The organism is Methylorubrum populi (genome assembly GCA_036946625.1).
Taxonomy (GTDB): domain Bacteria; phylum Pseudomonadota; class Alphaproteobacteria; order Rhizobiales; family Beijerinckiaceae; genus Methylobacterium; species Methylobacterium populi_C.
Genome location: JAQIIU010000003.1, coordinates 769,341 through 790,206, shown reverse-complemented (window position 1 = coordinate 790,206; position 20,866 = coordinate 769,341). Strand labels below are relative to the sequence as shown.

The following is a 20,866-nucleotide window of genomic DNA, read 5'->3' as shown; positions in this document are numbered from 1 at the left end:
GGCGGTCGCCGTGCCGGCGCTAAGCGCCGCGAGGAGGCCGTTGAGCAGGTCGGCGGCGGTCATGCCGCGCCCCCGTCGATGTCCGGCTCAAAACCGAGGTCGAAGAACCGCGCGACCAGCAGCAGGAGAAGCGCGGCCGCCTCCGGCCGGCGGTAGCGCTTCTGCGCCCAGGCGAGCAACGCGCCGGGCGCCCACCGATTGCCGGCACTGTGCGAGCCGATCCGCGCGCCCTGCTCGACGATGAGGCGCACCGCGCCATCTGACAGCAGCGCGTCGAGGCGTTCCACCGACCATGGGCGACCGTCGATATCGACGTATTGGAAGGTGCGGTTCATGCCCCACCTCCCGCCGCATCCGCGAAGACCGTTGGCTCCCGCTCGGCTGCGTGCGCCCACAGTTCGACGAAGGTCTCGTGCGGCGGCATCTCCTCGGCCGCGTCGATGAAGGCCTTGCGTCGGGCGTCCCGCCGCTCTGGGCCGGGGCCGGGCGGGGGATGGGCGGCCGCCTGTCTCTCGGCCCGCCGAAGGTCGCCGATACGGCGCTGAAGCGCCGGTCGCTGTCGCCGCTTCCTCCTGAGGGCCATGTCGGCCCTTTTGCGCCACACGGTGCCCTTCGAGCCGTCGTCGAAGCCGATCTGATCCTCGATGCTGAGGATCGCGCCGTCGAGGTCGTCGAGGATCGCTTGGCCGTCGGCCGCGGTGGCGATGTCGTCGAGGTGGACCTCGCGGCCGTCGCGCAGGACGACGACATTCACGCTGCGAATCGGGCGCTCGGTGGGTGAAGCGCTCATGCCGCCTCTCCCTCGAACCCGGCCCAGCGGATCTGCGCGTCGCCCGCGATCAGGGCGGCGAGCCTCGGTTCGGCGGTGCCGTCGTCTTCCGCGTCAGCGTCCCCGTCGATGTCGTCGAGGAAGGCGATGAGACAGGCGGCGGCGTCGAGGGCTTGCTCGATCGCAAGCTCGACGCGGCGGCGGAGGGCGGCTCGATCGACGGGCCGCGGCACGATGAGAGGGACGACCGCGCTCACTTCGCACCCCACGCAGCGGCGATCTCGGCGACGAGCTCGGGCTCGATGGTGCCGCTCGATGTGGGTCAGCAGCATCCAGAGATCGTGCAGGGATCGGGGCTGCGCCTCGAACAGGTCGCGCCACGCCTGATCGGACCGGTTCGAGGCTTCGGTCGCGGCCTCGTCCGCCGCGGCGGAGGCGGGCCGTTGCCCCTCCGCCGTGCCCAGCGCGTCGTAGGCGGCATTGGCTCGGCTGTAGGCCTGCCACGCCTTCTCGTGCGCCTGGATGGCGTCGAGGAGCGTGCGTGGGTCTTGCTCCTGGGGAGCGGCGACGGGTGGGTGCGCCTCGCTCACGACAGGCACGGAACCGGTTGTCTCTCCTCGCCAATCGACACCAGCGGCGGCGCAGGCCGTCTCGATGAACGCGCAGACGCAGCGCTTGGTATAGTCGCCATCGTGGTCGGTGCTCGCGTCCCGCTCGTATCCGCCACCGGGCCACACCGCCCAGATCAAGGTGCGGGCCTTCACGGCGAACCCGGCGACGGTCCGCGCCGGAAGGCGCAGGATCTCTTCGCAAACCGGCTCCAGCGCGTCGAAGGCGTCCGCTTCGGCGTTGCTGGCCTCGGCAACGCCCGGCAGTTCCCAGGCCGCCCGCTCCACATCCCAAGACGGGCACCCCGCCGCCTTGACGGCCGCCTCGCGCCGGGCGCTCGGCTCGCGGTTGGCCTCCACGGTCCGCCGCCACTCCGCATGAAGGGCGTCGAACTGCCGTCCGAGCACGATCAGCTCGACGTCAACTTGCCCGCCGGGCAACTCCGGCTGGTCGGCGTCAGGCTGCGGCGGCGCCTCGCCCGCGATCCGCTTCAGCACGATCAGCGTCTCTTCCTCGAGATCCAGCCCCAGCCCCTCCCGCAGGTCGAGCGTCAGCCGCGCCAGCGCCTGGCAGTCGGCCCGGGTCGTCGGCGTCTCCTTCAGCGCGAGGAAGGCATCCTGCGCCGCGTCGCTGGCGGTGTGCCATGCCGGCGGCAGGTCCGTCTTCGCCCCGCCGCGTCGGTGCGCGGCCTCGACGGCGAGGGCGTGATCCAATGCGGCGCGGGTCCGGGCGATGCCGGCAAGAAGCGGGTCGATCAGCCCAGATTTCGTGTCAGCCGCGACTTGCGTTGCCACCATCAAATTGAGGTCGCTCGTCGCAATGTCTTCGTACTGCGTGAAGCTCCGTCCGATGTGATGCTTGAGCAGCAACCCGTCGAGCGTGCGCACGGGAACTTCCATGTGGGCCGCCACCAGCGCCTGAATGCGCGCGCCGAGGGCGTCGGCCGGCTTGCGGGCCTCGATGTAATCGAACCAGCCGCGGGAAGTGTGGAGGCGGTCGTCCCATTCGTCGGCCGCAGCCCGACCGACGACGTGATAATCCGGCTCGCCGCCCAACGCTGCGATCGCGCGCGCATGGGCATCGGACGCGATCGCCCACAACCGGTCGAACTCGTCGAGCATCGGCAGCAGCGTCGGCGCGAGCGCCAGGAAGGCGGCGTCGGGACTGCTCTCCTCCCCGGCCGGTGCCGCCAGCATCCGGGCGATCCCGGCCTCGGCGCGGGCGGGCCCCGGCTCGGGCGGGGCGGTGTCGGCCGGCGGTTGCGCGGCGGGCATGGGGGTGCGATTGCGGGAATGGTCCTGCAGCATGGCATTTATCCGATGTGTGGGGTGGGGCTATGGCCTCCGCCGGTGTTCCAGACCGGCGGGGGCCGCTTGCGTTCAGGGCGGCGTGCTCAGGGCATGGCCGTCCTCAGGCCGGAACGGCGGGCGCCGACCGGAAAGCTCGCGAGGCCATGTTGGCCGGCAAATTTTTGGTACGGCGGCAAGCCCGCTTGCCGGACTATCCACAGGGGCTTAACTCTCCGGTCATGACCGATGTTTTCAATGCCTTCTCCCCTGCGCGGAGAGGAGCCATGACCACGCAGTTCACGGTGACCGTGTGTCACGACGAGGCGGCGCACGTTTGGTACGTGCACGCCTCCGATTTGCCGGGCCTGCACGCCGAGGCTCGGACGCTCGACGAGTTGGTCGAAATCATCGAGGATCTCGCTCCTGACCTCGTTGCCGCCAACCTGCCCGAGGATGCGCAGACCGACGCGCTCCCCGACATCCCGGTCTGCGTCCAGCATCTCGTCATGGCGAAGCGCGAGCACGCCGCCTGAATGGGATCGAACCTCTATCCGGAGCTGGCTCGCCTGCTCCGGAACGCCGGCTGCACCTTCGTTCGCACGGGCAAGGGCTCTCACGAGATCTGGCGCAGCCCGATCACGCAACGCCACTTCACCGTGCCGCGCAACACGGTGAAGGTTCATACCGCCAACGCCATCCTGAAGGACGCTGGCCTGCCGAAGGCGTTCTGAGCGGATCGCCACGTCTTCACGATGAGGAAGGCCAATGACCGCGAACAGGTTCGCTACGCCCCCCCGGCTTCGACGCGGCGGAAATATAAGAGCGACCTCGCCAAGGTCGACGCGCACGTCGTCACGGCCGAGGAATACGAGGAACTGCCCAAGCTCACCGACGCGATGATGGACCGGGCCGACTTCCTCGTGGGCGGCAAGCTGGTGCGGCGCGGGCGCCCGGCCAAGCCCGACGCCAAGGAGCCCGTGTCGCTGCGGCTCTTGCCGACCGTGCTGGCGCATTTCCGCGCCGGCGGGCCGGGCTGGCAGACCAGGATCGACGCCGTGCTGCTCGAAGCGGTCGAGCGGGAGAAGGCCGGCTCGCGGGGGTGAGCGACGCCCACACCATCGTGACTGTGCGATCGTGCCGCTTCCCCTGTCCTGTTGAAGGCTGAGGTTGCACGATGGCTCCGACGCACCACTCGATGCGAAGGTGAGGTGGCACGCGCCGGGTCTCGACCGACGCGTGCCTCGCAACCCCCAATCGACGGCACCGATCGGAGATCACGAATGGAAAGGCAGACGACATGGGCGATGAGCAACGGCCCGAGGCCGCCGAGCCCGCCGCCACCTCCGCCTCCACCACCGCGCCCGGAGCCGAGACCGGGGCCGGGGGACGGCGGGATCAGGTCACCGTTCGGCCCGCGTCCTCCGAAGCCAAGGTAGGAGGCGAGCATGAAGGAGAAGGACAAGCCGACGCCGGATCGCCGGATCATCGTGGGGGACTTGGCCCTCGGGCCACGACCTATGCCACCGAAGCCGCCGATGAAACCGACCTCACAAAAACCGCAACCGAAGCCAAAGGACCGCTGAGGCTCGACGACATCGAAGGTCATGTGCTGCGTGCCATCCGCTACCACGAGGCACGGGCACGTTTCCTCGATCTCTGCCGCCGCTGGCTCGACTTTTTGGTCGTGCTGCTGGGTGCCGGTGCCATCACGACGGCAACCGGTGGGGATAAGACGATGGCGGGTGTCATGGTCGGTATACTCCTCGCCGGTATCGGCGCGCTGCAACTCGTGGCCGGCTTCAGTGAGAAGGCCAACGATCACACATCGCTGAAACGTCGGTTCTGCGGCGTGCTGGCCGAGATCATGGAAGCCCGAGGCGAGCCGCCGAGCGAGCGTCGCCTCGCGAAGATTACGAAGAAGTGGGCTGCGATCTGGTCCGACGAGCCGCCGACGCTGCACGTGCTGGAAGCCATCGCCTGGAATGCTGCGCGCCGAGCACGAGAGTACGGCCTCGATGAGTCCAGCCTGATCGACATCCCAAGATGGGAGAGCTGGACCCGCAACCTGTCGAGCTGGGAGAGCTTCGAGCCCCTCACCCGGGCGGAGCGGGCTGAACGTGTCGGCAAGGCGAGCGACGGCCTGAGATGGTGGCAGCGCCCTCGTACCTGACGCGCCGCCCCACGCACACCCCGCCTCAGCCGCGCATCGCGGGCCGGCAGCGGGTGTGAAGGGCGTGAGGGTGATGGGCACGGCGCGGTTCCATCGCGGGGGGCGACAGACAAAAACTGTACGAAATGTGCTGGCGTGTCAACACGAAACGTACAGCTACTTGACCCGCTCTTGAGCGTGCCATTGTCCTGGCGGGACAATGAATATGACCTGCAGAATCATGGCAGGGCAAATGCGTCTCAACTCTCCTGTCGGCGTAATCACGATCACTCGATTGTCGTCGGCTGGAGAAATGCGCGCCAAGTAACTAGAATGATTGCTCTCAGATGTATAAATTAGGCAAAATTTCCCATTAGACTCTTCTATATCAGACTTATCTTTAAGTGTTACTATAAGACTACCTGGGATAATCCCTGCGATGGACGTGCTTTCACTTACCGAGAAGCAGATAAATTCGTCGCTAACCTCTAGGTTTGTGTAAGCAAAAATTTCTACTATGTGCCTATCGAAATAATCAGAAAAATAATATACCTTGTCTGTGCCCTCAACATTCCCAACCAGCGGTATGTTGTTTGAGAATTTCCTTTCGTAATGATTTGATGGGCTTTCTCCAAACAGTATGTAGTTTGCAGTTGTGGTGAATGCCTGGGCGTATTTGAAGGCGACATCTCTTCTAATGCCGCGCTCCCCATTTTCGTGGCTGCGGTAAGTATTCTCATTCCATCCAAAGGCTCGCGCTGCATCGCTGGCACTGGCGTACCCGCTTTGTCGCCTGAGATCGGTGAGGCGTTGGAAAGGCTCGCGTTTCGGCATCCCCCGCTCCTAGCATACCGCGCTGTACGTTTCGCCTTGACTGTGGTCATCACAAAACGTACAGAACCTTCATGGCCACGGTCTCATACATATTCGAGGCGCTTGAGGGGCCTGCCGCAGTGGGCCGCATCATCGGCGTTACAACCGAGCACGCAGCCTCAATGCATCGGCGCGGCTCAATCCCGGTGAAGTATTGGCCGTCTCTTCTTGATGCCGCCGCTCGAATGAACCCGCCTCCATTCGCCGATCACGGGCTGATAGAGGCACATGCGCCGAGCCCACCCTGCCAAGCCTGCACCGAAACGATTGAGGCCCGCCTCTAATGCCCGCCTCACCCTCCATGATGCGCGGGCATCAGCCGATATGCGAGCTTGAGACCGCCTTAGACTCTCGTTCTCGACGGCTTCATATGTTCCATGTCGCGCATGTCGGTAACGATCAGCTCTGCATTGCAAGATTGGCAGATGAGCATGCGCACCCGACCCGGATTTCTTATTTCGGGCTGAAGCAGAGACTTGCGGCAATGCTGGTAGCAGTTAGAGCAAATCTTGTGCGGCGGTTCGCCATTCTCCATTCCTGGCCTTGTCGAGTAGGCGAGGACGCCCGCAGCGACCTCGGTGAGTTCGTACCGGTCCTTCTCTTGGTTCCAGTTCTCAAGGGTTGTTATCTGCTTCTCCAGATCACGGACGCGCTCGGTCAACTCCGCCTGCGCTGCTTGGGCCGCCATGGCGCTGGCTTGGGCGGACATGATTTCAGTCGTCAACTCGACGGCCTTGTCCCGAACGAGGTTGGCATCGCGGAGTCCGAGCATCGCCTTGGTGATGTCGGTGCTGGCCTTCAGCGAGGACAGCAGACCCGAGATGGCAGCAATATCTGGCATCGAAACCTCCTTCACCCCCGGCCCCGCCATTTAGAGCCTGTTTGAGCTCCTCCGCCGGCTGTCCCCATCTGTCTCGTGTGTCAACACGCATTCCGCCTGGCGGGGCGGAGTGGAGAGCAGATGTGGACGGACCGACATCGGACGCGTCATGAGGCGCGTCTGAAGGACATGGTGCTGCAAGCAGGCTTGGACGAGGTGGCTCGCTTCTTGGAACGAGCCGATCCGCCCAGCCGTCAGGATGCGACGCCCGTGCGCCGGGCGCTGGCGGGGATCGCCTGGCACCTGCGGACGGGCGGAGGGTGGCGGGCGCTGCCGGCTGGCTTTCCGCCCTGGCGCACGGTCTACGGCTGGTTCCGGCGCTGGATCGAGAAGGGGCTGTTCGAGAGCCTGATGCGCGCTCTGGCGCGCCGACAGCGGCGGCGCTGTGGGCGTCGACCAGAACCACGGCTGGCCATCATCGACACGCAAAGCATCAAGTGCCTCGGGGTGCGCGGACCGCGCGGCTACGATGGCGCCAAGAAGCTGGTCGGCCGCAAACGCGTGGCGCTGGTGGATGCCGAAGGACACGTCCTGGCGCTCGCCGTCGTGCCGGCCAACGGGCAGGATCGCGACACGCTGCCGGCCCTCAATGACGGCAAGGAGCCATGGCCCAGCCTGCGTCTGGCCATCCTCGATGGCGCCTTCCATCCTCGATGGCGCCTTCACGGCCGAGCGCTGCCGGGAGTGGTGCAACCTCCACGGCATGCGCCACCACGTCGTCGAGAAGGACCCGGATCAGAGGGGCTTCGTCGTGCTGGAGCGACGCTGGGTCGTGGAGCGGACCTTCGGCTGGCTCAGCCACTGGGGCGGCTTGCTGCGCGAGCGCGCCGGTCGCCTCGATGTCGCCACCGGTCGCCTGGCCTGCGTCGCCTGCCTCGTGGCTGCCAACGCACTCAACAATCCCGCATGAAACAGAGTTCTCAAACAGGCTCTCAGTGCAGCGATTTGTCGGCACCAGCGCTGAATACTTCCGTTCCACCTCGTGCACGGGAGCCGCCGCATGATCGCGCGCATCCTCTCCCCCTTCCTGCGCTGGCTGGACCGGCGGATCGACACGCGGATCGCCGACCATTTGTGTCTGCGGCACTCCTCGGGATCCATCCACCTCTCACCTGAGCAGCGGCAAGCGTTGGAAGAAATCAGCCGTCGATTCTCGGAATCTTTCGATCTGCTGGCGGTGGCCCCGGTTCCTGGGGTTCAAACATGATTGCCATCTCGTCCCAGGCGTCAGCTATCATGTCAGATAGCGGACCTGTCCATTTGTTTAGGCGAGTCATTTCCGCTGTTTGCCGCAGTATGACTGCTGCTTGCTCTTTGGAAATGGCATCGTTCGCAAGCATGTTCTGCAACAATCCGATTATGAACGCACGGGTTGCTGAGTTCTGTCCTTGGACGAGTGCGCGAAGCAGCTCCGACTCCGTCTTGAAAAACTTGCGGTGCGCCTTCTTCGGCTTTCGCCAGGGCCATAACCTCATACTCGGCTCCATCGGTCGTGTCGCGACACCGATGCTGGAGCGGCGCGGATCGGGTGTCCATCGCGACGCCCGGTCCGCGACTGCCCGTCCCCGTCAAATCTCAGGTCGCCTCCGATCCCCACCCCGCGCTCTGCTCCGCCAGCGCGGCGAAGGCCCGGCGCATCTCCGCCATGGCCCGCGGCACGACCTCCAGCGTCGGCACGTCCTTCGCGTCGAAGCTCACCCGCACCTCCACGGAGCAGTCCGTCCGGGTGCAGGAGAAGCGCACCTCGAAGGTCTCGCACGGCCCGTGCTCGCTCATGTCGATCTCGCGCTCGACGCCTTCGAGGTCGATCGTGAACATCGCGACGGTCCCGGCCATCCCGCCCTCCCCTCACGCGCCCAGCCGGATCAGGGCGCGGCCGACCGCGCCGAGCAAGGCCGCCGCCTCGGTGCCGCCGGGCGTGCGCCCGTGCGCGTCGAGGCGGTTGGCGAGCCGTTCCAGCACCGCGTCGCGGTCGAGGCCTGGCAGCACGCCGACGAGGTCGACGGCCATGACCGCCAGGGCCTCGGCCAGCCGCACGGGCGGCAGGTCGGGCGGCGCTTCCGCCGCCGCCTGAAGCGCGAGGAGACCTGACGCCGTGGTCTCACTCAAAGCCTGGATGCGCCGCGAACTCGTCTCCGACGAGGAGATGGCTGCCCGAATCGGAGGTGTTTCCGCCGGCACCGTCCGCAAGCTCCGGTTCCGCGAACGCGGTCCGTCGGTCCGTGTCACCGCCCGCATCGAGGCGGTGACGGCCGGCGAGGTCCGCGCTGCCGATCTCGTCCCGAAAGCACCGGCCGCTCCCGCCGAAGCAGGAGCTTGCCCGTGACCGTTATCTTCGCCAGCACCACCAACCTGCCGCTCGCCCGCGCCTGCCAAGTTGCTGCGATCGGCCTGTCCGGTGGTGCTGTTCCTCCGCATCTTCACGATCAACCTCCTCTCGATGCCGAGCATCGTGACGGAGGATCGTTGGGAGATGTCCCAAAAGTCCTGGGAGGCGTGGATGCCCGCCTTCGTTCTTGAGGCGTCCGAGGGTCTGCGCGACCTGGCGCGCGCCTTCGCCGCCGGAGATCCGGTCAAGGCGCGGATCGCGCGGGCGGCCCGCCGGGCCGGGCTCTCGTACTGGCGCGCCTTCGACCTCTGGTACCGCAAGGCCCGCCGCGTCCAGGCGGCGGAAATCGCGGCGATCCGCGCCGCGCGGGCGGCCCGTAGCCGGGAGAGTTCCGATGAGTTGGCGTGCCTGGCTGCCGAGTTCGAAGCGCTTGCGGAACGCGTGTCCGCTCTGGCTGCGCGAGGCCCAGGTTCGTTCCGCGCTGGAAGATGCCGCCCATCGTTCGGGGCTCGCGGCCGACGATGGCGCACGCTCGGTGATCGAGACCATCAACTCGGTCTTCGCCGCCGGGATCGGCAAGCCCCGCGACCTGTCCGAGATCGGGAACAAGGCGCGCCGAGCCGCGGAGCGCCGCGGCGCCGGGGCGGGTGACGCTTCGACCGCGCCCCGCGCGTCCGACGAGGGGCTGTCCGCCTCCGACATCACGCTGCGCCGCATCGGGCTGGAGTATCCGCTCACACCGCTGGCGGCCCCGCTGATCTGCTACGAGATGCACCGCGGCCGGGTCTGGCTCCACAAGGAGATCCAGCCGAAGAAGGGGGAGCCGTTCCTGGCACCGATCGCGACACCCTTCAGCGTGACGGCCCGCCTGCGCTACGCCGACCGCGAGGGCGCCTACGGCCTGCGCGTGTCGCTGCAGGACATGGCCTGCAAGCCGCGCTACGTCGATGTCGACTGCGCCGATCTCGCCCGGCAGGGCGGTGCACCCATTCGCGAGCGCCTGTTCCGCGAGGGCTTCAAGACCGAGGACGACGGCGAGCACATCGCGGTCCGGTGCCTGAAGGCCGCCGCCCCCGCGATCGAGATCACCATCGTCTCGCAACCGGGGTGGCACGAGGACTAGGATCTCCCCGAACCGGTCTTCGTCGGTCCCGACGGCACGATCGCCGGCGCGTCGGACGATACCGCCCTGGAGCTATCCGTCGCGACGCGCATTCCGGCACCGCTCGCCCGGGCTGGCACGCTGGACGGCTGGCGCGAGGCGGTCGCGGTCGCGGTCGACGTCGAGGGGTGCGAGCACTGGACGCTCGGTGCCTGCGCCGCCTTCGTCGGCCCGCTGCTGTCCCTGACCGGCCTCGATACCTGCGGCATCAACCTGTCCGGACTCTCATCGAGCGGCAAGAGCACGGCGCAGCGCCTCGCGGTTTCGGCGTGGTCGACACCGGACATTCGGCGCGCGGGTCTCGCCTACTCGGCGAAATCGACTGCCAACGCGATGGAAGCGCTCGCGGCCAGGGCCAACGGCACGGTGTTCTCGCTCGACGAGATGGCGCACGTCTCCGGCCAGGAAGTCGCGAAGATGATCTACACCCTGGCCGGCGGCGTCGGGAAGCGGCGCATGACGGCCGAGGCGGCCATGCGCGAATCCTACAAGTGGTCGACCTTCGCCCTGCTCTCCTCCGAGTGCTCGCTCGAAGAGAAGGTGAAGGGGGATCGCGGGGAATGGGTCGCAGGCATGGCCGCGCGCTTCGCCGACGTCGACGTCTCGACCGTGAACCGATCGGTGGAGCGGGCGGTGCTCGACCGCATCGCCGGGATCGATCGCCACTACGGCCACGCGGGCCCGGCCTTCGTCGCCGCCATGATCGCCGAGGGCGCGCACAAGACACCGGTCGACCTGCGGGAGAAGATCCTCGCCCAGGCGAAGCGCATCGCGGGCGCGGGCGCGGACAGCACGCAGGCGCGCGCGGCCATCCCCTTCGCCCTGCTGCGCGCGGCCGGCGAGATGGCGAAGCGCTACGGCCTCCTGCCGCCCGAGACGAGCGTGGTGGGCTCGATCGACTGGGCCTGGGGCCGCTTCATGAAGTCGAGCGACGCACGCGCCCTCGATCCGCAGGAGCAGGTGGTCGCCAACATCCGCTCGTTCCTCATCACGCGGTGGGGCGTCACGGTGCGGCACGTCCAGGCCGGAGGCGGCGCGCAGCGAGCGGAGGCGTGGTTCGACGACGCCCACATCTACGTCCCCCGTGAAAACCTCCGGCCGGCTGCGGGCAACGTCATGACCGAGGAAGGAACGGCGCAGATGCTGAACGAGCGCGGCTTCATCGTGAAATCGGAGAAGGACCGGAAGGGGCTGTACGTCAGGTACGTGCCGAAGATGGGCAACATGAGCGCCTACGTTCTTCCGCGTCGAGAGTTCGGCAGGGAGGAAGACCCCGTTTCCGGATACTCTTCAGGCCGTGGAGCGGGCTTCTGACGATGCCGCACGCGCCTCCTTTCACCAAATTCCCCATGCCTTTCCAGGGCTTATCTTGGTTAAGATATTGTACTGTATAGGTTTTCCGATTTCACCAGTTTCACCACGGTTTTCGACTGCCTTAGAGTCTGTCCGACGACATATTGATACGCTGGAGTGGGTTGTGGTGGAAGGCAGCCTCGGTCTGGGAGCTTGCGATGTGGACACAGGAGAACCGGGCCCGCTACGACCGCAGTGCCCTGCGCTATCCGAGGGCTGGACCGCCTTGAAGGTCGCACGGGGGCCGGCGCACATCACGGTCAGTGTTCCCTCGACGGCCCGCGCCTGCATGCCGGAGACCGGCGCGTCGAGGTAGGCGACGCCTCGCGCCTCCAGGGTTCGCGCCAGCTCGAGGGTGGCCGCGTAGCCGATCGTGCTGAGGTCCACGAAGGTCTGGCCCGGGCGCAGCCGCCCACCGAGCTCATGCCCGTCGGAGAGGAGAGTCTGCACGGTCCGCGTTCGGGCAGGCACAGGAAAATGATGTCGGCCTCGGCCACCTCCGCGGCCTCGGCGGCGCAGCGCGCCTCCGCGGATCGGAATTCGGCGAAACAGCGGTCGCTGCGGCTGGAGACGATCAGCTCGTTCCCCTGCTTCAAGAGGTTGTGCGCGATCGGCCGCCCCATCTGTCCGAGGCCGACGAAGCCGAGTCTCATCCGAGGCTCCCCCGGCCCGTTCCCTGCGATGATCGCGCGGGCCATCTCAGGCCGCCTGCCGTGGAGCGAACACGGACTCCATCTCGCGTCTGAGAGCGTAGGCCGGGAGGCTCGTGTCCGCCGCGACGTTGTCCCAGGTCAGAGCGCTGTCCTTGGCGACCGGCCGCACGAGCCGCAGCTTGTGCGCGAGGCCGAGCGGGAGAACGCCCCGCGCCAGGGATCGGCCGGCCGGTACGAGCGTGCCGTAGACGGTGTAGCCGCCCTCACCGTCGAGCGTCTCGCCGGCCCGCAGGTCGCGCTTGGCCGTCGCGGCGACGTCGGCGTTGAAGCAGCGCCCGATGCCGGTCGTCTCCCCGCGCAGCCCGATCGAGGCCACCGAGATGCCGAGCTCCAGGCCGATCAGGTGCCAGCGCCGGTAGAGCGCCATGTATCGCCCCTCCGGATCGGTCACGACCTGATACTCCCTGAAGCAGCGCCGGATGTAGTCGGTGTCGCCCTCGATGCAGACCCAGACACCCTTGCGGATGTCGTAGGGCAGCGGCGTCCCGTCGCGCTGCAGAGACGAGGCCACCTCGACGACGCCCTTGCGCGCGAGCGCGCCACCCTCGCTCCGCGGGCGCATCACCGTCGGGATCTCGTCGATCGCGCAGGGTGGGAACTGCAGCCCGTACTCGGGGACTTCGAGGCCGGTGGCGTTGGCGATCGCAGCGCTCTCGATGGCGGGCTTCGAACCGTCGAGGAAGGCGTTGAACATCTTCGGGTTCATGCCGCCGAGCCGGGCCTGCTCGGCGGAGACGCCCCAGTGGTCCCAGACCGTGTCCGGCGTCGACTCCCGGAACTTCGGCAGCCACTTGTGGCCCCGCCCAGCCGCGACCACGGGAAAGCCGCAGGCCCCCCGCGCCCAATCCACCAGCTCGCAGGCGAGCGCCGGCTGTTCACCGTAGGCGAGGCTGTAGAGCGTGCCCGCCTCCCGCGCCCTGAGCGCCAGGATCGGGCCGCAGAAGGCGTCCGCCTCCACGGTCACGTTGATCACCGGCTTGCCGTGCCGGAATGCCGCGAGGCAGTGTTCGACGGCGGCGATGGGGTTGCCGGTGCATTCGACGACGATGTCGATCGCCGGGTGGGCGATCAGGGCCTCCCAGTCCTGCCCGACATGCGTGTTGCCTTGTTTGAGGGCCTCGTCGATGGAGGCTGCCGCGCTCCGGGCCGGATCCCAGCCGACGCGCTCCAGGTTCGCGCGCGCATTCGACACCGAAAGGTCGGCGATCGCGGCCAGATGGACTCCGAGGATCCTGGGCACTTGCGCCAGGTACATCGAGCCGAACTTGCCGGCACCGATGAGGCCGACGCGCAGGGGCCTGCCGGCCGCAGCCCGCTCCTGGAGCTTGGCGAACAGGTTCATCGTCGGTCCTCCCTCGATCCGTAGCCGGATTTGCAGTCGCGGCGCCCTTCCCGCGGTCGCGTCGCCCATGCCGGCGAAAGCGCCGGGCGGTCCTTCCGGGGCCGCGGCGGTCAACCGATCTTCGCCCGGCACCTTCCGATCAGAGAGGCCGCAGAGGCAATTTCCGGTTCGGAAGCCCCTGCATCGCGGTTCGGCATACCATCGGCCCGCGTGAGCCGGAGGCCGGCGTCAGGTATCGGGACACAGGCATTCGACGAGCTGGCGTGCCGGGCGCGACAGCGCCGTCTCCTCGCGACTGACGACCATCAGCGAGCGGTCGGCCCAGGCATCCGTCAGTTCCAGCGCGGCGATCCGGAGGCTGGAGAGGTACGGCGTCACCGCGCCCTCGGGAAGGATCGAGACGCCGAGGCCCGCCTCGACCATCCGCCGGATGCTGTCGAACCCGAACACCTCGACGCGCGTGCGAACCGCGACGCCGAGGCGAGAGCCTTCCTCGACGATGCGGGCCTGGAGCGAGCTGCCCTCCTGCAACCCGACCTGATCGAACACGCTGGCTTCCGCGAACGAGATCGTCTTCCGGTCGGCGACGGGGTGACCGGCGGGGACGACGAGCATCAGCGTGTCGCGCCGGTAGGTGCGCGTCGGCAGGTCCACCGCGCTGAGGTGGTCCGAGACGATCCCGATCTCAGCGACGCCCTCCCGGACGGCGTCGACGATGCGCCGGCTGGTGTCCTCGCGCAGCTCGATGCGGACCTCGGGGAACCGCCTCGCGTAGACGGCGAGGTCCTCCGGCAGGAACTGCGTCACCGCTGAGGTATTGGCCCAGAGCCGGACACGGCCCCGCTCCCCGATGGCGTATTCGCTCAGCTCCGCCTCAAAATCGTCGGACGCGCGAACCATCCGCTTGGCGTGCCGGTAGAGCGCCTGCCCGGCGGCCGTGGGCTCCACACCCTCCCGCAGGCGGTGGAGCAGCGGCGCACCGATGCGCGCCTCCAGATCCGAGATGCGCTTGCTGACCGCGGAGGCGGCGATGTTGTTCAGGCGAGAAGCCTGCGCGATGTTGCGGTGCTCGACGACGGCCGCGAACAGGCGCAGGGAGACGAAATCGAACTGCATCGCGCGGGCCCACCTGCGAGGGACTTTGCCACGCCCGGCGGCGGGGGCGGCCGGAACAGCCCCGGAACCGACGCCATCCTATCAGGCCGCGACGCCCCGTCCGATCCTGCGCCGCGCAATCGCCGCGCGCGATGGCGTCCGTGCCGAAACGGAACTTCCGAAGTCGCCGCCGCGCGGGATGATGCCCGGCATCTCACAAGAACGGCCGGCTCACGCAACGAAGGCCGGCCCGCAGATGTCTCACGGGAGGAAATCATGAGCGCGATCGCCGTCGCCGCGCCGTCCGTATCGGTGCGCGAACACAAGAAACCGCTCTACAGGCACCTCTACGTCCAGGTCGTCGGCGCGATCCTGCTCGGCATCGCCTGCGGACAGCTCTATCCGGACCTCGGCGTGGCGCTGAAGCCCTTGGGGGACGTCTTCATCAAGGCGGTGAAGATGATCATCGCACCGATCATCTTCTGCACCGTCGTTCATGGGATCGCCAGCGTCGGTGATCTGAGGAAAGTGGGACGGATCGGTGTGAAGAGCCTGATCTATTTCGAGATCCTGACGACGCTGGCGCTCCTGATCGGCCTCGTCGCGATGTACCTCGCCCGGCCCGGCGTCGGCATGCACGTCGATCCCACGACGCTCGACCCCCAGTCGGTGGCCGCGGTCGCGAGCGGCGCGGCCAAGAGCATGGGCGTTGTCGACTACCTCGCGCACATCGTCCCGAACACCCTCATCGGGGCCTTCGCCGAGGGCGAGATCCTCCAGGTCCTGTTCGTCTCGCTTCTGTTCGCCGTGGCGCTCGTCCAGGCCGGGCCGCGGGTCAAGCCCCTCGTCGACGTGATCGACATAACCGCGAAGGGCCTGTTCGGCGTCGTCGGCATCGTCATGAAGGCCGCTCCCCTCGGCGCCTTCGGCGCGATGGCCTTCACGGTCGGCAAGTACGGGATCGTCACGCTCCTGCCGATGCTGAAGATGGTCGCGATCTTCTACTTGACCTGCATCGTCTTCGTCCTCGTCGTGCTCGGCGCCGTGGCCCGGATGGCCGGGTTCAGCATCCTGAAAGTCCTGCGCTACATCCGCGAGGAGCTCTTCGTCGTCCTGGGTACCTCGTCGTCCGAGACGGCCCTGCCGCGCCTGATGGACAAGCTGAGGCGTGCCGGCTGCGGCGAGTCGACCGTCGGGCTCGTCGTACCCGGGGGCTACTCGTTCAACCTCGACGGGACCTGCATCAACCTCGCGACGATGGCGCTCTTCCTGGCCCAGGCCACCGACACGTCGCTCGGCTGGGAAGGACAGCTCGCCTTGATCGGCGTCCTGCTGCTCACCTCGAAGGGGGCGGCCAGCGTCACCGGCGGCTCGTTCGTCGTGCTCGCCGCGACTTTGCCGTCTCTGCACACGATCGCCGTCGCGAGCCTCGCCCTGATCCTCGGCGTCTACCGGTTCATCTCGGAGGGCGGGGCGCTGGTGAACACCATCGGCAACGGCGTGGCGGCGATCGTCGTCGCCCGCTGGGAAGGCGACCTCGACACCGGCCGCCTCCACGCGGCCCTGGCCGCGGACTGACCGGTGACCGACTTGCCGCCGAGAGGCGCACCCATCTCCGCAACGCCGGGAGCATCGATGGACAGGACGAGCAACCTCAGCAATCGCCGCACGATGATCCTCGGCGGCCTCTCGCTCGGCCTCGTGTCGCCCCACGCCGCGACGGCTCATGCACGACAGGAGGAGACCCGAATGCACATCGATCGCTTCGACCACATGGTCCTCACGGTCGCGGACGTCGACAAGACTTGCGACTTCTATGGACGCGCCTGCGGCATGGAGGTCGTCACCTTCGGGAACGGCCGCAAGGCGCTCAGGTTCGGCAACCAGAAGATCAACCTGCACCAAGTGGGCCACGAGATCGATCCGAAAGCGTTCCGCCCTACACCCGGGTCGGCCGACTTCTGTCTCATCACCCCCGTCCCGGTGGAGATGGTGAAGCAGCATCTGGAATCCCTCGGCCTCGTCATCGAGGAGGGCGGGATCGTCGACCGCACGGGCGCGGACGGCCCGATCCGCTCGGTCTACATCAGGGACCCGGACCGGAACCTGGTCGAGATCTCGAACTACGTCGGCTGACGCTTCGCGCCGACCCTGCCGGCCGACCTCCTCCCGAGGCGGGCAAGCCTGCGGGCGCCGGAACCCCTTCGTCTCGAAACCAGCGCGGAGCACGCGTGATGACGCATCCGACGGATCGGACCGCCCCAACCATCCGACGGCGCCCTCTACCGCCGGCATCTCCGGCAGGACGGCGTGTTCCCCCTCGTCCTGAGCGTGTGGAGGGCTACGACAAGCTCAGAAGGCTCGCTTCGAGCGAGGCCCTCATCGTCCCAGGGCACGACCCGGGCATCATGGCAGACTTCCCGCCATCGCTTCCGGACGAGACGCTCGCCGTCAGGCTGGACTGACGGCGAGCGATGCGACCACGGCGCCGAAGTTGGCGAGCGTCGCCGCCTGATTGGCACGGTCGACGCTCGACACCAGCCTGAGATGCGCGACCGGCACCGGTTCCTCGATCGGCCGGAAGCGCACGCCCTCGACATGCATCTGCGCGAGCGAGGCCGGTACGATCGAGATCCCGAGGCCACTCGCCACGAGGTTGGCGATGGAGGGGAACTGTTGCGCCTCCTGGCCGAGCCTCGGCTCGAAGCCGGCGTCGCGGCAGGCGCCCGTCACCGTGTCGTGCAGGTTCGGACCGCGGCGGCGCGGGTAGAGCACGATGCGGTCGTCGCGCAGCGCATCGAGCCGGACGCGGGGCCGGTCCGCGAGCGGATGGGCGGCCGGCAGCGCGACCAGCATCGGCTCCGCGATCGTCCGGTGCACGCGCAGTCGCCGCAGGTCCGGCTCGGACGGGCGCAGGAAGGCGGCATCGAGATCGCCCTCGGACAGCTGCCTCAGCAGGCCGACGGTGTTGTTCTCCTCGATCACGACGTCCACGTCGGGATACTTGGCGATGAAGCCGCGCAGAGCCCCCGTCACCACCGGATTGAAGAACCCCGATCCCGTGCAGCCGATCCGCAGCCGGCCGGTCTCGCCGCAGGCCGCCCGCCGGGCCGCCTGCGCCGCCCGTGCCGAGGCGGCGATCGCCGCGCGCGCCTCTTCGAGGAAGGCTTCTCCCGCCGCGGTGATCTCGGCCCCGTGCGGCAGGCGCCGGAAGAGGCGCACGTCGAGCTCCGCCTCCAGGTCCTTGATCTGTTGGCTCAGCGGCGGCTGGCCGATGCCGAGCCGGGCGGCGGCGCGCGTGAAGCTGCGCTCCTCGGCGACGGCCACGAAGTAGCGAAGGTGCCGCAACTCCACCGGTATCTCCAAAAGCGATCAACGACGCCGGTGATGGATATTGGACAGATGACGGTCTTCGACCAGATCGATGGGTATGACGAGCGACCCTTCCTCTGCTGCGCGCCCCTTGCGCAGCCTCCTCTTCACGCCGGCGACCAAGCCCGAGCGGTTCGGCAAGGCCGCCGCGGTCGGCGCGGACGCACTGATCCTCGACCTTGAGGACGCCGTCGCGTCCGGCGACAAGGACGCGGCACGCCGCACGGCGCTGGACCATCTCGCGCGGACGCGCGACGACATCCCGCTCCGCGCTCTGCGGATCAACGCGATCGAGACGCGGGCCGGCCTCGCCGATCTCGCCGCCCTCCTCGACGGAGAGGCGGAGCCCGACCTCGTCGTCCTGCCCAAGGTGGAGGATGCGGGCACCCTGCACATTGCGGACCGGCTCCTCGCGGCGGCGGGCAAGCGTGCCGGACTGATCGCCCTCATCGAGAGCGCCCGCGGCCTCGCCGCCCTCGACGGGATCGCGGGCGCCACGCCGCGGCTCGCCGGACTGATGTTCGGCGCGGCCGACATGGCGGCGGATCTCGGGGCGGACACCGCCTGGGAGCCTCTGCTGCACGCGCGCTCGCGCCTCGTCGCGGCGGCGACCCTGTCGGGTCTCACGACCATCGACACGCCCTTCTTCGACATCCGCGACGGCGACGGCCTCGCCCGGGAGACGAAGGCGGCGGTCACCCTGGGCTTCGCAGCGAAGGCCGCAATCCACCCGGGCCAGATCGCGACCATCAACGCGCATCTCACGCCGAGTCCTGCGGTCGTCGATGTGGCGCGCCGGATCCTGGCCGAGAACGCCAAGGGCGTCGGCACCGTCGATGGGCGGATGATCGACGAGGCCGTGGCGCGCAAAGCGCGGCGGACGCTCGCGGCAGCGGGCGAGCCTCTGCCCACGAACTGACGAGACACAAGGAGCAATCGCGATGGAAAACCTTCTCTCCGCCTACAAAACCGTCGGCGAGCGGCGCTACCGCGAGACCTCGGGGCTGTACTTCGAGGACTTCGAGCCCGGCGACGTGTTCGAGCACCGGCCCGGCCGCACGATCCTCGAGACCGACAACACCTGGTTCACGCTGCTGACGCTCAACGTCCAGCAGGTCCATTTCGACGCCGCCTACGCGGCGAAGACCGAGTGGAAGAAGATGCTTGTCGACTCGACCTTCACGCTGGCGCTGCTCACCGGGATGAGCGTGCGCACCGTCTCGGCCAAGGTCGTGGCCAATCTCGGCTGGGACAAGGTCAAGGCGAGCCATCCGGTCTTCGCCGGCGACACGCTCTATGCCGAGAGTACCGTGCTGCATAAGCGCGCGTCGGAGAGCCGTCCGACGCAAGGGATCGTCACCGTCTCGACCCGCGGCCTCAACCAGGACGGCCAGGAGGTGATGAGCTTCGAGCGCACCATGCTCGTGCACAGGCGCGGCCACTCGCCCGAAGAAGCCGCGGGCTATTGAGGGAGGCCGGCATGACGCTCTCCGAACGCTACCGCGCCAAGCTGACGAGCCCGGAGGAGGCGGTGGCGGCCATCCCCTCCGGCAGCCGGATCGCGATGGGCATGGCCATGGCCGAGCCACCGGCGCTCCTCGGCGCGCTGGCGGAGCGGGCGCGGGCCGAGCCCGCTCTCGATCTCAGGCTCTACTACTTCGAGGCGACGTCGATCGCGGGCGACACCGTGCTGAACTACGCGTTGCGCGACCGCATCAAGCCCTACTGCATGTTCATGACGGGCATCGACCGCAAGAACGTCAAGGCGGGCGTGGCGCACGGGAACACCAAGTTCCTGAACTACGTGCCCAACAACTTCCACCAGTCGCCGCGCCTGCTGATCGAGGAAGCACAGATCGACACCTTCGTCTGCACGGTCTCGCCGATGGACCGGCACGGCACCATGAGCTTCGGTACCGGCAACGACTACTCCACCGCCGTGGCCCGGGCGGCCAAGCGTCTGATCGTCGAAGTCAACCCGCGCATGCCGCGCGTGTTCGGCTCGGGTGCGGCTCTCGACGTCTCCGAGGTGACGGCGATCGTCGAGCACGAGGCGCCGCTGCTCGAACTGCCGGTCCGCTCCGGTTCGGACACCGACCGCGCGATCGCCAGGACGATCGCCGCGATGGTGCCGGACGGGGCCTGCCTTCAGATGGGCGTCGGGGCGCTCCCCAACTTGGTCTGCGCCGAGCTGAGCGAGCGCAACGACCTCGGCATCCACAGCGAGGTGATGTGCCCCGGCATGGTCGACCTGATCCGCGCGGGCAACGTCACCAATCGCGCCAAGGCGCTCAACCGGGGCAGGAGCGTCTTCACCTTCGCCATGGGGCAGAAGGCGATGTACGACTTCCTCGACGACAACCCGGCGGTCGAGAGCTGGCCGGTCGACTACGTCAACGACCCGGCCGTGATCGCGCGGAACGACAACGTGGTCTCGATCAACGGCACGATCGAGATCGACCTGACCGGCGCCTGCAACTCCGAGCACATGCTCGGCCACCAGTACTCGGCCTCGGGCGGCCAGCTCGACTTCGTGCGCGGCGCCTACGCCTCGCGCGGCGGCCGGTCGATCATCGCCGCGAGCGCGACGGCGGTACACGGCAAGGTCTCGCGCATCGTGCCCCGGCTCTCCGGACCGGTGACGACCCCGCGCATCGACACGCACTGGATCGTCACCGAGTTCGGGTCGGCGAACCTGAAGGGACGTTCCTCCACGGAACGGGCGCAGGCGCTCATCGCCATCGCCCATCCCGACTTCCGCGACGCTCTGACCGAGGCCGCTCGGCAGCAGCACCTGATCTGACCGGCAGCCCATGCGCGATATCGGCAACCCGTCCCGTCCCATGATCGACCATTCCCACGCAGGACGCGACGCCGCGTCCTCGGCGACGCGCCCTTCTTCGCTCGCCCACGGCGCTACGAGCCCGACGG

General features: G+C 67.9%; 24 protein-coding genes and 1 pseudogene. 15 read left to right on the top strand and 10 right to left on the bottom strand.

All coding sequences use genetic code 11. The annotated features are described in order from the left end of the window. Positions 1-59: 59 nt before the first annotated feature. Genes PGN25_15115 through PGN25_15105 form a run of 3 tightly spaced genes read right to left on the bottom strand, consistent with a single transcriptional unit; the run spans position 60 to position 2,685 of the window. Positions 60-335, bottom strand: coding sequence for a hypothetical protein (locus PGN25_15115; protein ID MEH3118874.1), 276 nt, complete (start codon positions 333-335; stop codon positions 60-62). Next, positions 332-790 (bottom strand): hypothetical protein, encoded by a 459-nt coding sequence (locus PGN25_15110; GenBank protein MEH3118873.1) that lies wholly within the window; start codon positions 788-790, stop codon positions 332-334. Before PGN25_15110 ends, PGN25_15115 begins: the two co-directional genes overlap by 4 nt. Next, positions 787-2,685 (bottom strand): hypothetical protein, encoded by a 1,899-nt coding sequence (locus PGN25_15105; GenBank protein MEH3118872.1) that lies wholly within the window; start codon positions 2,683-2,685, stop codon positions 787-789. Before PGN25_15105 ends, PGN25_15110 begins: the two co-directional genes overlap by 4 nt. A 266-nt stretch (positions 2,686-2,951) precedes the next feature. On the opposite strand from PGN25_15105, the gene PGN25_15100 reads away from it, so the two are divergent. The 4 genes from PGN25_15100 to PGN25_15085 all read left to right on the top strand — a co-directional run bounded on the left by PGN25_15100 (position 2,952) and on the right by PGN25_15085 (position 4,837). After that, a complete protein-coding gene (locus PGN25_15100) occupies positions 2,952-3,200 on the top strand; it encodes a DUF1902 domain-containing protein (GenBank protein MEH3118871.1) in 249 nt (82 codons plus the stop codon). Further along, positions 3,201-3,398, top strand: coding sequence for a type II toxin-antitoxin system HicA family toxin (locus tag PGN25_15095; protein ID MEH3118870.1), 198 nt, complete (start codon positions 3,201-3,203; stop codon positions 3,396-3,398). A gap of 21 nt (positions 3,399-3,419) precedes the next feature. Next, a complete protein-coding gene (locus tag PGN25_15090) occupies positions 3,420-3,770 on the top strand; it encodes a BrnA antitoxin family protein (GenBank protein ID MEH3118869.1) in 351 nt (116 codons plus the stop codon). Positions 3,771-3,964: 194 nt separating this feature from the next. Then, complete coding sequence (locus tag PGN25_15085) at positions 3,965-4,837, top strand: hypothetical protein (GenBank protein MEH3118868.1); 873 nt, start codon at positions 3,965-3,967, stop codon at positions 4,835-4,837. A gap of 156 nt (positions 4,838-4,993) precedes the next feature. Here PGN25_15085 and PGN25_15080 read toward each other — a convergent pair whose 3' ends face one another. After that, positions 4,994-5,650: a helix-turn-helix transcriptional regulator gene (locus PGN25_15080; protein ID MEH3118867.1), complete on the bottom strand. Its 657-nt coding sequence runs from the start codon at positions 5,648-5,650 to the stop codon at positions 4,994-4,996. A 382-nt stretch (positions 5,651-6,032) separates the two neighbouring features. Further along, entirely contained in the window at positions 6,033-6,530 is a 498-nt protein-coding gene (locus PGN25_15075) for a hypothetical protein (GenBank protein ID MEH3118866.1), read from the bottom strand. A gap of 673 nt (positions 6,531-7,203) precedes the next feature. On the opposite strand from PGN25_15075, the gene PGN25_15070 reads away from it, so the two are divergent. Both PGN25_15070 and PGN25_15065 read left to right on the top strand, forming a co-directional pair. Beyond that, positions 7,204-7,479, top strand: coding sequence for a transposase (locus PGN25_15070; protein MEH3118865.1), 276 nt, complete (start codon positions 7,204-7,206; stop codon positions 7,477-7,479). Between the two features lie 90 nt (positions 7,480-7,569). Beyond that, positions 7,570-7,776, top strand: a complete 207-nt coding sequence (locus PGN25_15065; GenBank protein ID MEH3118864.1) for a hypothetical protein — start codon at positions 7,570-7,572, stop codon at positions 7,774-7,776. Between the two features lie 368 nt (positions 7,777-8,144). Here PGN25_15065 and PGN25_15060 read toward each other — a convergent pair whose 3' ends face one another. Together PGN25_15060 and PGN25_15055 are read right to left on the bottom strand one after the other, a co-directional pair. Next, entirely contained in the window at positions 8,145-8,405 is a 261-nt protein-coding gene (locus PGN25_15060; GenBank protein MEH3118863.1) for a hypothetical protein, read from the bottom strand. Positions 8,406-8,417: 12 nt separating this feature from the next. Continuing rightward, positions 8,418-8,678 (bottom strand): hypothetical protein, encoded by a 261-nt coding sequence (locus tag PGN25_15055; protein ID MEH3118862.1) that lies wholly within the window; start codon positions 8,676-8,678, stop codon positions 8,418-8,420. Between the two features lie 7 nt (positions 8,679-8,685). Here PGN25_15055 and PGN25_15050 point away from each other — a divergent pair, with 7 nt between their 5' ends. From PGN25_15050 to PGN25_15035, 4 genes and pseudogenes are all read left to right on the top strand, one after another. Next, positions 8,686-8,895, top strand: coding sequence for a hypothetical protein (locus tag PGN25_15050; GenBank protein ID MEH3118861.1), 210 nt, complete (start codon positions 8,686-8,688; stop codon positions 8,893-8,895). Then, positions 8,892-9,089: a hypothetical protein gene (locus tag PGN25_15045; GenBank protein ID MEH3118860.1), complete on the top strand. Its 198-nt coding sequence runs from the start codon at positions 8,892-8,894 to the stop codon at positions 9,087-9,089. The genes PGN25_15050 and PGN25_15045 overlap by 4 nt, the downstream gene beginning before the upstream one ends. Positions 9,090-9,292: 203 nt before the next feature. After that, positions 9,293-10,021: a hypothetical protein gene (locus PGN25_15040; GenBank protein MEH3118859.1), complete on the top strand. Its 729-nt coding sequence runs from the start codon at positions 9,293-9,295 to the stop codon at positions 10,019-10,021. A gap of 27 nt (positions 10,022-10,048) precedes the next feature. Next, positions 10,049-11,374: pseudogene (locus tag PGN25_15035) on the top strand (DUF927 domain-containing protein). A gap of 738 nt (positions 11,375-12,112) precedes the next feature. Here PGN25_15035 and PGN25_15030 read toward each other — a convergent pair. Both PGN25_15030 and PGN25_15025 read right to left on the bottom strand, forming a co-directional pair. Then, a complete protein-coding gene (locus PGN25_15030) occupies positions 12,113-13,468 on the bottom strand; it encodes a flagellar biosynthesis protein FlgA (GenBank protein MEH3118858.1) in 1,356 nt (451 codons plus the stop codon). A 228-nt stretch (positions 13,469-13,696) separates the two neighbouring features. Continuing rightward, positions 13,697-14,584 carry a LysR substrate-binding domain-containing protein gene (locus PGN25_15025; GenBank protein MEH3118857.1) on the bottom strand — a complete coding sequence of 296 codons (888 nt, stop codon included), beginning with the start codon at positions 14,582-14,584 and terminating at the stop codon, positions 13,697-13,699. 255 nt (positions 14,585-14,839) lie between these two features. On the opposite strand from PGN25_15025, the gene dctA reads away from it, so the two are divergent. Together dctA and PGN25_15015 are read left to right on the top strand one after the other, a co-directional pair. Then, a complete protein-coding gene (gene dctA, locus PGN25_15020) occupies positions 14,840-16,141 on the top strand; it encodes a C4-dicarboxylate transporter DctA (GenBank protein MEH3118856.1) in 1,302 nt (433 codons plus the stop codon). A gap of 171 nt (positions 16,142-16,312) precedes the next feature. Next, positions 16,313-16,699 carry a VOC family protein gene (locus tag PGN25_15015; GenBank protein ID MEH3118855.1) on the top strand — a complete coding sequence of 129 codons (387 nt, stop codon included), beginning with the start codon at positions 16,313-16,315 and terminating at the stop codon, positions 16,697-16,699. Between the two features lie 315 nt (positions 16,700-17,014). On the opposite strand, the gene PGN25_15010 is transcribed toward PGN25_15015, so the two are convergent. Next, entirely contained in the window at positions 17,015-17,917 is a 903-nt protein-coding gene (locus PGN25_15010; protein ID MEH3118854.1) for a LysR family transcriptional regulator, read from the bottom strand. A 76-nt stretch (positions 17,918-17,993) separates the two neighbouring features. On the opposite strand from PGN25_15010, the gene ripC reads away from it, so the two are divergent. Genes ripC through PGN25_14995 form a run of 3 tightly spaced genes read left to right on the top strand, consistent with a single transcriptional unit; the run spans position 17,994 to position 20,738 of the window. Then, positions 17,994-18,854, top strand: a complete 861-nt coding sequence (gene ripC, locus PGN25_15005; protein ID MEH3118853.1) for an itaconate degradation C-C-lyase RipC — start codon at positions 17,994-17,996, stop codon at positions 18,852-18,854. Between the two features lie 22 nt (positions 18,855-18,876). Beyond that, positions 18,877-19,404 (top strand): (R)-specific enoyl-CoA hydratase RipB/Ich, encoded by a 528-nt coding sequence (gene ripB, locus PGN25_15000; protein MEH3118852.1) that lies wholly within the window; start codon positions 18,877-18,879, stop codon positions 19,402-19,404. Positions 19,405-19,415: 11 nt separating this feature from the next. Then, entirely contained in the window at positions 19,416-20,738 is a 1,323-nt protein-coding gene (locus tag PGN25_14995; GenBank protein ID MEH3118851.1) for a 4-hydroxybutyrate--acetyl-CoA CoA transferase, read from the top strand. The last annotated feature ends 128 nt before the right edge of the window (positions 20,739-20,866 follow it).

Bases quoted from the DNA above. Each gene is read 5' to 3' on its own strand.
- PGN25_15115 (MEH3118874.1), bottom strand. From the start codon at position 335: ATGAACCGCACCTTCCAATACGTCGATATCGACGGTCGCCCATGGTCG.
- PGN25_15110 (MEH3118873.1), bottom strand. From the start codon at position 790: ATGAGCGCTTCACCCACCGAGCGCCCGATTCGCAGCGTGAATGTCGTC.
- PGN25_15105 (MEH3118872.1), bottom strand. From the start codon at position 2,685: ATGCTGCAGGACCATTCCCGCAATCGCACCCCCATGCCCGCCGCGCAA.
- PGN25_15100 (MEH3118871.1), top strand. From the start codon at position 2,952: ATGACCACGCAGTTCACGGTGACCGTGTGTCACGACGAGGCGGCGCAC.
- PGN25_15095 (MEH3118870.1), top strand. From the start codon at position 3,201: ATGGGATCGAACCTCTATCCGGAGCTGGCTCGCCTGCTCCGGAACGCC.
- PGN25_15090 (MEH3118869.1), top strand. From the start codon at position 3,420: ATGAGGAAGGCCAATGACCGCGAACAGGTTCGCTACGCCCCCCCGGCT.
- PGN25_15085 (MEH3118868.1), top strand. From the start codon at position 3,965: ATGGGCGATGAGCAACGGCCCGAGGCCGCCGAGCCCGCCGCCACCTCC.
- PGN25_15080 (MEH3118867.1), bottom strand. From the start codon at position 5,650: ATGCCGAAACGCGAGCCTTTCCAACGCCTCACCGATCTCAGGCGACAA.
- PGN25_15075 (MEH3118866.1), bottom strand. From the start codon at position 6,530: ATGCCAGATATTGCTGCCATCTCGGGTCTGCTGTCCTCGCTGAAGGCC.
- PGN25_15070 (MEH3118865.1), top strand. From the start codon at position 7,204: ATGGCGCCTTCCATCCTCGATGGCGCCTTCACGGCCGAGCGCTGCCGG.
- PGN25_15065 (MEH3118864.1), top strand. From the start codon at position 7,570: ATGATCGCGCGCATCCTCTCCCCCTTCCTGCGCTGGCTGGACCGGCGG.
- PGN25_15060 (MEH3118863.1), bottom strand. From the start codon at position 8,405: ATGGCCGGGACCGTCGCGATGTTCACGATCGACCTCGAAGGCGTCGAG.
- PGN25_15050 (MEH3118861.1), top strand. From the start codon at position 8,686: ATGCGCCGCGAACTCGTCTCCGACGAGGAGATGGCTGCCCGAATCGGA.
- PGN25_15040 (MEH3118859.1), top strand. From the start codon at position 9,293: ATGAGTTGGCGTGCCTGGCTGCCGAGTTCGAAGCGCTTGCGGAACGCG.
- PGN25_15030 (MEH3118858.1), bottom strand. From the start codon at position 13,468: ATGAACCTGTTCGCCAAGCTCCAGGAGCGGGCTGCGGCCGGCAGGCCC.
- PGN25_15025 (MEH3118857.1), bottom strand. From the start codon at position 14,584: ATGCAGTTCGATTTCGTCTCCCTGCGCCTGTTCGCGGCCGTCGTCGAG.
- dctA (MEH3118856.1), top strand. From the start codon at position 14,840: ATGAGCGCGATCGCCGTCGCCGCGCCGTCCGTATCGGTGCGCGAACAC.
- PGN25_15015 (MEH3118855.1), top strand. From the start codon at position 16,313: ATGCACATCGATCGCTTCGACCACATGGTCCTCACGGTCGCGGACGTC.
- ripC (MEH3118853.1), top strand. From the start codon at position 17,994: ATGACGAGCGACCCTTCCTCTGCTGCGCGCCCCTTGCGCAGCCTCCTC.
- ripB (MEH3118852.1), top strand. From the start codon at position 18,877: ATGGAAAACCTTCTCTCCGCCTACAAAACCGTCGGCGAGCGGCGCTAC.
- PGN25_14995 (MEH3118851.1), top strand. From the start codon at position 19,416: ATGACGCTCTCCGAACGCTACCGCGCCAAGCTGACGAGCCCGGAGGAG.